General features: G+C 47.5%; 8 protein-coding genes and 1 pseudogene. 3 read left to right on the top strand and 6 right to left on the bottom strand.

Features of this window, described 5'->3' with window-relative positions:
* Positions 1-14 precede the first annotated feature (14 nt).
* The gene (locus PGL02S_RS27915; RefSeq protein WP_036643225.1) at positions 15-665 is read right to left on the bottom strand and encodes a hypothetical protein; all 651 of its coding nucleotides are present in this window, start codon (positions 663-665) and stop codon (positions 15-17) included.
* A 716-nt stretch (positions 666-1,381) separates the two neighbouring features.
* On the opposite strand from PGL02S_RS27915, the gene PGL02S_RS27910 reads away from it, so the two are divergent.
* A complete protein-coding gene (locus tag PGL02S_RS27910) occupies positions 1,382-1,891 on the top strand; it encodes a GNAT family N-acetyltransferase (RefSeq protein WP_051449311.1) in 510 nt (169 codons plus the stop codon).
* A gap of 489 nt (positions 1,892-2,380) precedes the next feature.
* Here the strand turns inward: PGL02S_RS27910 and PGL02S_RS29005 are convergent, their stop codons facing one another.
* From PGL02S_RS29005 to PGL02S_RS27895, 3 genes are all read right to left on the bottom strand, one after another.
* Complete coding sequence (locus PGL02S_RS29005) at positions 2,381-2,698, bottom strand: DUF559 domain-containing protein (RefSeq protein ID WP_051449310.1); 318 nt, start codon at positions 2,696-2,698, stop codon at positions 2,381-2,383.
* A 177-nt stretch (positions 2,699-2,875) separates the two neighbouring features.
* Positions 2,876-3,541: a YczE/YyaS/YitT family protein gene (locus tag PGL02S_RS27900; protein ID WP_036643224.1), complete on the bottom strand. Its 666-nt coding sequence runs from the start codon at positions 3,539-3,541 to the stop codon at positions 2,876-2,878.
* A gap of 163 nt (positions 3,542-3,704) precedes the next feature.
* Positions 3,705-4,688, bottom strand: coding sequence for a glycoside hydrolase family 43 protein (locus PGL02S_RS27895; RefSeq protein ID WP_036643222.1), 984 nt, complete (start codon positions 4,686-4,688; stop codon positions 3,705-3,707).
* 280 nt (positions 4,689-4,968) lie between these two features.
* Here PGL02S_RS27895 and PGL02S_RS27890 point away from each other — a divergent pair, with 280 nt between their 5' ends.
* On the top strand, positions 4,969-6,315 hold the full coding sequence (locus PGL02S_RS27890; protein ID WP_006211950.1) for an aminotransferase-like domain-containing protein: 1,347 nt from the start codon (positions 4,969-4,971) through the stop codon (positions 6,313-6,315).
* Between the two features lie 101 nt (positions 6,316-6,416).
* Here PGL02S_RS27890 and PGL02S_RS27885 read toward each other — a convergent pair whose 3' ends face one another.
* Both PGL02S_RS27885 and mgtE read right to left on the bottom strand, forming a co-directional pair.
* Positions 6,417-6,947: a hypothetical protein gene (locus tag PGL02S_RS27885; protein WP_036643221.1), complete on the bottom strand. Its 531-nt coding sequence runs from the start codon at positions 6,945-6,947 to the stop codon at positions 6,417-6,419.
* Between the two features lie 608 nt (positions 6,948-7,555).
* Positions 7,556-8,911: a magnesium transporter gene (mgtE, locus tag PGL02S_RS27880; RefSeq protein ID WP_036643219.1), complete on the bottom strand. Its 1,356-nt coding sequence runs from the start codon at positions 8,909-8,911 to the stop codon at positions 7,556-7,558.
* Positions 8,912-9,167: 256 nt separating this feature from the next.
* On the opposite strand from mgtE, the pseudogene PGL02S_RS29000 reads away from it, so the two are divergent.
* Positions 9,168-9,288: pseudogene (locus tag PGL02S_RS29000) on the top strand (aldo/keto reductase); the annotation flags it as partial.

Below are 9,288 nucleotides of genomic sequence, written 5' to 3'. Positions count from 1 at the left end.
ACCTCGAATAACGCCTACTCGGTCCGTAAACGATACCTACGGTACCTCATATTACCGCTGGACACAGACATGATCTCCAAATCCACGAGTTTATGCAGAATTCGACGGGCATGCCTGTCTGTAATGCGCAGATGATCCGCCAACTCTAAAGGCGTGAATGGTCTCAGCAGCCGCCTGGCAAAACGTACCGTCTCGGCTTCAAAAGAAGTTAATGCATGCGGAGTATCAAGAGAAGTGAATTTGCCGATGAAGGATAGAACAAGCTGCTGGCATCGTCGAGGCTCATCTTGAATCGATAGGTAAGGGATGGGGAGGAATATCCAATCATCCAGCGCTAATAAGCAATGCCGCCAGCATAAATCCTTGAATCGTCTTACATCAAGATCTCTGGCGTGAGGGCCGTAGCCTTGAATCTCAATTCCTCCTTTGACACCGCCAGGCATATAAGCCAAATCCACGTAACGAAATCCATTGTTGAAATCGCGTACTTCCCACTCGGGATACAGGTGGTCAAAATGCTGTATCGTTGGAAACCAAATGGTGCGTAAAAATTCGACGGTGCCGTGACCTAGTCCCTTCTCAAGCAATTCGCGCCGCCTGGGGTTTTCCTCCTGCTCAATATTGAGCTGCATCCACTCTTCATATTTTTGAACAAATCTTGACACGCGGATTCTCTCCTCTGTTAAAAGGTAAATGCAAAAAGCCGCCCCGATACAACGTATCGAAGCGGCGTGTACTTCACGACCGAATTTATCTACTAGACAAGTGTATCTTGAAAGTTAGATATCAGCAAGCATGTTTTTGCGATCTTATAGGGACTTGGTTTACGTTAGTGCATGATGCCTTTCCTTTACTGTGGACGATGAACGGGCGAGAGGTTAATTTTTATGAGAAATCTACTATTCCGAAGACAAACTGTACGTGTCATACACAAGAGCATCAAAAACACTTGGCGTCACAATGAAGCCAAACGCAAATCTCAAGATAAATTGCATGTGCCTTAAGTGCGGATTACCAAAGGAGGTTCAGTTTAAGTTATCCATAAAGAGTGATGAAGCAGACGGCAGAGTTGATGGAATTGGTGTTCCATTGCGAGTTGAGTTTCAGTAACGGTGCTCTAAGCAAGAAGAGTTTTAGCTGCGGATACCAACCGAGTTGAGTTTCAGCTACGGAGCTCAAGCAAGGAAAGTTTCAGTATCGTTCTTCCGAGCGAGAAAGGTTTCAGCTAAGGTGCTTTAAGAAAGAAGAGTTTCCGCAACGGTGCTTTAAGTGAGGTGAGTTTCAACTACAGTGCTCCAAGCGAAGGCTAGTTTCAGCTACCGGTGTTGTTGCAGCCGTCCAATCATAGTAAACTGATCTAAAAACAATAGTAGGTGCAGCGATGAATATTGAAATTCGGACAGGACGCAGTGAGGATATTCAAGAAATCATGGGTTTGATTGCCCGCTGCGTTCAGGTGATGCAGGCTGGAGGCAGCGATCAATGGGATGAGTTCTATCCGAACCGGGATGTGATCGGGGAGGATTTGCGGAACGGAACGCTCTTTGTAGCTGAGGGAGAAGGCCGTATCTTAGGGATTGTTGTCCTTGATGAATCACAGGACGAGCAGTATCAGACGATTAACTGGAAGCAGGCAGAGGGTCCGCATTTAATGATGCACCGCCTTGCCGTCGATCCGAAAGCGCAGGGGAAGGGCATTGCACGCAAGCTTGTTGCCTTCTCCGAAGAATACGGCATACGCGGAGGTTATAGCAGCCTCCGGCTGGATACTTACTCCAAGAATGCGTCAGCGCTCAAGTTGTATCAAGGTTTGGGTTATGATCTGCGAGGTGAAGTGAACTTCCCTGGCAGGGTTGCAAGTTTCCCTGTATTTGAGAAGGTTTTCCAATAAGGAAGCAACTTAAGAAGTCTGCTGAGACCCGTACTGATGCGGGTTGACAGCAGACTTTTTCAGATTATAAGAAGGTCATACCGCAGCTGTCGTGTCGGTGTCGGTGTCGGTTCGCTATCACCCGGTATGGCTCTTGCGTGGTAACACTGGACTATCAATTAACGCGAAAGGCTTTGGCTGTATTTATCTACGAGCAGATAGCGGAGGAACATTTCATCCATAAAACCCGGGCGATCAGCAGTTAGCATGCTGCCGATCGCCACAGAAGATGTGAAGATCAAGCCTTCAGTTATAAACACTGTGCCGCATGAGGATGCAGCTCGTATTTCACTACATGTTTGCCTTGCGATCCGGTGACGGGCAAAAGCAACCCCTTATCGCAGAGGGAATGAAGAAAGCGTTAGAGCCGTTCGATGGTTTAAGCGCAGATGTGTCTTGACATCAATCGGGCGAAGCGGACGGGCAAGCATGCACCCAAAACGGATAATTTCACGCTCCGTAACCCGTGGTCACACCCACAGAGGAAGTAGCGGCATGATAACGGCTGATCACTATCCTGAGGAGCATTATGCAGATCTCGGGACGGTTAGCCACATCCTCGTAAGCAAAAGAAATAACCTGATAACCCATAGCTGATAAAAACGTTTCCCGATTTAACTCGTTGCAAAAGGTTTGCCTGTCCATGCCGCTTGCATAAGTATCCAGCCCTTTAATCTCTATGATGAGTTTCAAGTGTGACGTGATGAAGGCGAAGTTGCAGAAATAAGATACTCCCCGCCAGTCCAGCACCTCGAACTGCGGATGCAAATCGCGGAAATGGCCGCGCAGCCTATCAAAATAAAAAAGAACGCCCCGACATACTCCAGGAAAAGGAGTGAATCAGGACGTTCTTCGTCTCTTCCAGCCCATTATAATCAAAATGAAGCCAATTAACCATATACTCTTATAAGTTATGACCATAACCCGATTGGACGCGCCCCAGAATTATTGGCCTTGCTCAATGACTGCTTTGGCAGTTCTTTTGCTGCTCAAACGAAATGCGATCCGGCGCAGCAGCTTGATGAAATAACCGACCAGAAAAGCCGAAATGACCGTACCCTCGCGTACGCCTTCAATCGAACCGAACGCAAACAGTGATATGACAATCCCGATGGATACCAGTGTCCAGTCGAATAGGATTTTGATATTGCCGAATTCGGCACCAAGCTTCTCGGAAATGACCTTCACGATGCCTTCACCCGGGTTCAGAATGGCATTGGCGATAATTTGAAGATAGATGCCCACCGCCAGGATGATGCAGCCAGTCAGCAAAGCCAGCATGTTCATGAAATACATCGTAAAGTTAATCGAACTTACCATATACGCTCCCAAATCAAGAAAAAGGCCGAACAGCACCCCGACCAACACTTGAAGATATTGAATCTTGGGAAACTGCTTGCCGAGCAGAAGGGCCTGAAGCACCACAAATAGCACACAGATTCCTATAGTCATCACTCCCATGGAGATGGGGAACTTTAAACTAAGCACATAGGGAACACTAGCGATAGGGGATGTACCGATATTGGCTTTGGTTACGAGAGCAGTGCCGACCCCCATCAATAAAAGACCTGCAATCAGGATCATGTATCGTTGGACAAGCTGTTTTGCCATTCACGCATTCCTTCTTTCTTATGATATTTCTAGCTCCGCTACCTCAAAATCTCGAACAAATAATACCGACTATAATGGTATCACTAAACAGCGGCAGAAATGCATGGATAAACATGAAAAAGCTGAGCTCCATATGCCATGGAACCCAGCTGGTCTGATTACTTTATTTACTGTAAGGGTCAATCGTCTGAATGGTGCCATCCGCATTGTATTTCAACTCGGTGAATTTCACGCTGCGTTTGTTATCCGCTCCTCCAGAGAGGGAGCTGTCATGATAGAAGAGATACCACTTATCCTGGAACTGCACGATGGAGTGGTGGGTTGTCCAGCCGATAACCGGCGTGAGAATCGTCCCCTTGAATTCAAATGGACCTGTCGGGCTCTGGCTGGTGCCATACACGATTTGGTGTGTCGAACCGGTGGAGTAAGAGAGGTAGTAGGTGCCGTTGTATTTATGAACCCACGGACCTTCAAAATATCTTCTCTCTTCATCTCCGGCAGTTATCGGACTGCCATTCTCATCAATGATGGATATTTCTTGCGGTGTATCCTTGAACGTGAGCATGTCGTCACTCAGTTCGGCAACCCGCGGTCCGATGGCAGGTGCATCTGTGGCAGGTCCCTCCCCATCCGGAATGTGGGTGCCGGTCTGCCATTGCTCCAGCTGTCCACCCCAGAGGCCGCCGAAATAAATGTACGCCCGGTTATCGTCATCCACGAATACGGCAGGGTCAATGCTGTAGCTGCCCGGGATGTAGTCGGGCTCCGGCGTGAAAGGTCCGGAAGGGGACGAACTGGTAGCTACGCCAAGACGGAATATGTCGTTATGATCTCGGGCAGGGAAGTACAAGTAATAGGTGTCGTTTTTATAAGCAGCATCCGGTGCCCACATCTGTTTCTTGGCCCACGGAACATCCTTTACATGCAGGGCTTGACCATGGTCAACGCACGGAGCGTTCACATCTTCCATCGATAAAACGTGGTAGTCTTCCATATCGTACTGATCGCCATTATCATTGGACGTGTTCTCATGATCAAGGTCATGGGATGGATAAATATAAATCTTACCCTCAAATACATGGGCAGAAGGGTCTGCGGTGTAAATGTGGGTTACGATGGGTTCATTAGGTTGTGCCGGTTTGCTCATGATATATCCTCCTTGGTTTATTGCGTTTGTAAGCGTTATATTTTTTATTCTATCAAACGTCCATCTCGCATTAAACCTAATAAAATTAGGTATTATACCTAAAAATTTTAGATCTTTGCTCCTTTTAGTCTTTTGTTGTGTCTTTTTAACATGAAATAACGCTGAAATGATGGGAGAGGGAGTAAACGGATACGGCGATCATTCAACTCAAAACTTAACCAAGCCCTGGGTACCGTCAGGGTGGTGGGTTATAATCTAAGCATAAGAGGGGGCGCAGCGGATGAAAAAATACATGTCCATTCTGGTTGATATGGAATCGAAGATTCAGGAAGGACAATACCGTCCCGGTCAAAAGCTGCCCTCCGTCCGAAGCGCTGCACAACAATACGGATGCAGCATCAGCACGGTCATTCGCGCCTATGCTGAGCTGGAGGAGCGGCATGCCATATATTCGGTTTCGCAAAGCGGCTATTATGTAGTTCAGAAGGAGAGCGATCCCGATAACAGGGACGAAAGCCTGATTGATTTTGCCTCGGCTTCTCCCGACGTGAACGTGTTCCCTTATCTGGACTTTCAGCACTGTTTGAACAAGGCCATCGATACCTACAAATACCATCTCTTCACGTATGGTGACGGGAAAGGAATGGATAAACTCCGCCATACGCTGGTTTCCCATTTTGCAGACAGCCAGGTGTTTACCCGCCCAGAGCGGATTATGGTGACGTCCGGTGCCCAGCAGGCGATGGAAATACTGGCGAAGATGCCGTTTCCTAACGGAAAATCGGTGATTCTGGTGGAGCAGCCCAGCTACAATAACTTTTTGCATTTTCTGGAGTCGGAGAATGTTCCGGTTGTGGGCATTCCTCGTTCTACAGCGGGGATCGATATCGGGTTGTTGGAGGAGAAGTTCAAGACCGGACATATTAAGTTTTTTTATACGATGCCAAGATACCACAACCCGCTTGGAACCTCGCTTCGAGTCGAGGAGCGGAAAGCGATCGCCGCATTGGCGAGCCAATATGATGTATTTGTGGTGGAAGATGATTACATGGCCGATCTGGGGGATGAGCGAGGATTCGATCCGGTTTATGCGTATAACCAAACTTCACACATCATCTATTTAAAAAGCTTTTCGAAGATTATCTTTCCAGGTTTGCGTCTCGGGGCAGTTGTTCTGCCGGAAAGCCTGCTGGAGGAATTTTACGCCTATAAAAAATACGGGGATGCTTCACTGCTGTCCCAAGCTGCGCTCGAAATTTATATCAGCAACGGCATGTATGAACGGCATAAACAGAAAATCTACAGGCAGTATGAGACCCGAATGGTGGCTTTGGATTCCGCTGTGCAGTTATATGGAGGAACTGGACTTATTGAAGTCGTACCCGGCAACGGTGGAATATATAAAATATTCAAGCTGCCGCATAACGTAAATTTGGAGCGTTTGATCAAGCGGCTGGAGGAGCGGAGCATCTTAGTGGTATCAGGCAAGCCGTTCTACCTGTCCCAGTATCTGGAGCGCGACAAATTCATACGCATCAGTATTTCCAGAGTGAGCCAGGCGCAGATTGAGGCAGGGGTTCAGACGATTGTGGAGGAAGTGAAGCGAGAACTGGGGAACCGGTGGTGATGAACGGAAGGATGGTGTAGTGCAGGCTGATCGGCCGATAGGGTTCCGCTGAAGAAAAAGACGTGCTGTCTGCAAGCCCCTCAAGGGGACATGCAGACGATTCACGTCAGAAAGAATCGGACCAGACCCAGCACAGCAAAAGCGAATAATACCACCCCGGAACCTATCCCTGTGATTGCGCTGTTTGCTACCCGCAGTTTAGGGGACACAAACAGGGAAATAATCGAAACGGCCACCAGTAGAGCTGCCAGAACGTAAAGACTTGGATCGTCAAATACACGGGAAAGCCCGATGAAATGAATGCCGACAATGAAGGCGATCCATGGCGCTACATAATCTTTGCGTTTTTTTCGGATGAGGACAAAAGCTCCAAGCCCTGCCAGGAAAAATTCAACATAAACGGAGATGAGGTAATTCTTGAAGTTCGTTTGATCCGTTAGCGCAGAAGGTGCATCCCAGTTTGTTATACTTAAATAAACCCCCAGCAAACACACCAGGAGCGCAGCACCCGAGGCGATGCCCAGGTATTTGCGCCAGCTTGCCCGCGGATTTTCCTGTGCCCAACCAAACCAGCTCATGCTGAACATACCGAAGATCGATGCGTACATGGCGTAATCCCGTATGTATTCCATTCAACCCCTCCATGATTAAGGAAAAATTTACATGACATTCGCGTTAATACTATATCATGGAACGGAGGGTTCCGTGATAGGTTCCGGGTAAAAAAATTCAAACGTCATTATCATCCTGAAGGGTGAGATTGGCCTCAACTGCTCGTTGCATGATTATGAAGAAGAAAATAGATGGAATTCGCTGCCCTGGTTCATCAAGGCGGCTTATTGATGTTCTCGAGCAAACATGCTTCTTCACAGATTTAGCTTGGTAGGATACACGTTCCAATCCGCCTAATCATAGTATGGGGAAAATACAATCACGTTACAAAATATGGTGAATGCCATCTATTTAACGGACTGCTGACAGCATCCTTGTCAGGCTTGGATACAGATTGAGCAGTTTGCTGTTGAGGGGGAGATTATCCCCTTATTGGAATGGATACGTAATCGAATCGAGGGAACCGTGTTGGCATTTCATGCTGCAGTCTCTGGGAACATCAGTCGATTGCATCCATTGGCCGCGATTGACATCCCTCCACGGGCAGAGCCCCAAAAGACTTCCGGTTCATTAACCGGAAGTCTTTTTTTGAAAGGATATGTATCCGTCCCGGATAGCGCGTGCTCGGCTAAATGTAAGAAAGAAACAAGGTGGCGATGCCGAAGTAAATGACAAGCGAGAGAATATCATTGATGGTTGTAATTAACGGCCCGGAAGCCACAGCCGGATCAATCTTGAATTTAAATAGAATGAGAGGAATGATGGTACCCGCCATGGTTCCGACGATGAGGGTTGCAACCAGCGAGCTTCCAACCACAAACCCCAGGTAGAGATTGCCCTGCCAGAAATAGGCGATTAAGGAGATCAGAAAGCCGCATGTCACACCGATCATCAAACCGACCTTCAGCTCTCTTGCTAACAACCGGTATACCAGCGATTTGCTCATTTCCTTTGTTGTCAGACCACGGACAATGACCGCAAGGGACTGTGTACCGGTATTTCCGGTCATACCTGCAATCATGGGCATGAAGAAGGCGAGGGCCACAACCTGTGCCAGCGTTTCTTCAAACCGGGAAATGATTGTTCCCGAGATCAGACCGATGAATAAGAGCAGAATCAGCCAAGGCAATCTTCGGTAGGCCGCTACCGTGGCCTTGGTGTTAAAATCAATGGATTTTCCGCCAGTGGCGTTCATTTTCCGGATGTCCTCATCTGCTTCACTGATGACCACATCGAGAATATCGTCAACGGTAATGATCCCCACCAACCGGTTGTCCTGTTCAACGACCGGAATCGCGACCAAATCATACTTTTGGATAAGCAGCGCGACCTCCTCCTGATCCGCATCCACAGGCACGGACAGAACTCGGCTGTGCATGATATCCACGATGTATTCATCCGGCTCGGCCAAGATGAGCCCGCGGTAGGAAACCACGCCCATGAGTTTCTTGTCATGATCGATAACGTACAGATAGTTGATCGTTTCCGAAATGGAAACATAGGTTTTCAGCTTCTGCACCACCTCCGACACGGTGTAATGCTGAGGAATCCAGACATAGCGGTTGGTCATGATCCGGCCGGCCGTTTCCGGCGGATATTTCATGATGTTCCGTACAAATTGGGATTCTTCATCCCGCATTCCTCTAATGAGCTCGTCTTTCTGTTCGGGAGACAGCTCGTCCAGCAGAATGGCCAAGTCGTCATTATCCATCAAGTCCAGGATGATGGCGGTTTTTTCTTTACCCAGCCTGGTCAATACTTCAATTTGATTGGCATGCTCCATTTCCTGGATCATATCGGCAATCTGGTCTTCATTCAGAAATTTCAGAAGCTGGGTCTGCTCCGTATTACTTAGATGGCTATGTACTCTTGCCAGATCATAAGGCAGAAATTCATGGATGATGTGCTGAAAGTCTGTCGAATTCTTCGCTTGCAGACTCTCCTTAATGTCCGGCATTAATTGCTCGAGTGTTCGAGAATTCACGCTGAAATCCCCCTTTCTTATTTCATAATAGGACAACGGAATGCATTATTATAGGGTTCACCATAACAACTTGTTATTAAACAGTCTACATATGGGGATGTGTGAAAATAAAATTTTTGGATGGAACAAGAGAATGCCCTAATATGCGAGCTGCCATCCGTATATAATCAAGCTGTCAAATTGATTTCGATTATTGCAAACGGTTGCAATATCACATAAGATATAGGCGCACAAATCTGCGGGAAGAGGTGAGCGTATGAAATACAGACGATTAGGCAAAACCGATCTGAAGGTATCTGTAGTCGGTGTGGGAACATGGCAGTTTGGCGGTGATTGGGGGAAGGATTTCGACCAAAGGGAAGTTGACGAAATCTTGA

This window comes from Paenibacillus glucanolyticus NBRC 15330, assembly GCF_004000885.1.
GTDB lineage: Bacteria > Bacillota > Bacilli > Paenibacillales > Paenibacillaceae > Paenibacillus_AQ > Paenibacillus_AQ glucanolyticus.
Note: the sequence above shows the minus strand (reverse complement) of the source record. Positions and strands in the feature narration are given on the sequence as shown.

Coding starts and splice junctions, on each gene's coding strand:
- PGL02S_RS27910 (WP_051449311.1), top strand. CDS start 1,382: ATGAATATTGAAATTCGGACAGGACGCAGTGAGGATATTCAAGAAATC.
- PGL02S_RS27900 (WP_036643224.1), bottom strand. CDS start 3,541: ATGGCAAAACAGCTTGTCCAACGATACATGATCCTGATTGCAGGTCTT.
- PGL02S_RS27895 (WP_036643222.1), bottom strand. CDS start 4,688: ATGAGCAAACCGGCACAACCTAATGAACCCATCGTAACCCACATTTAC.
- PGL02S_RS27890 (WP_006211950.1), top strand. CDS start 4,969: ATGAAAAAATACATGTCCATTCTGGTTGATATGGAATCGAAGATTCAG.
- PGL02S_RS27885 (WP_036643221.1), bottom strand. CDS start 6,947: ATGGAATACATACGGGATTACGCCATGTACGCATCGATCTTCGGTATG.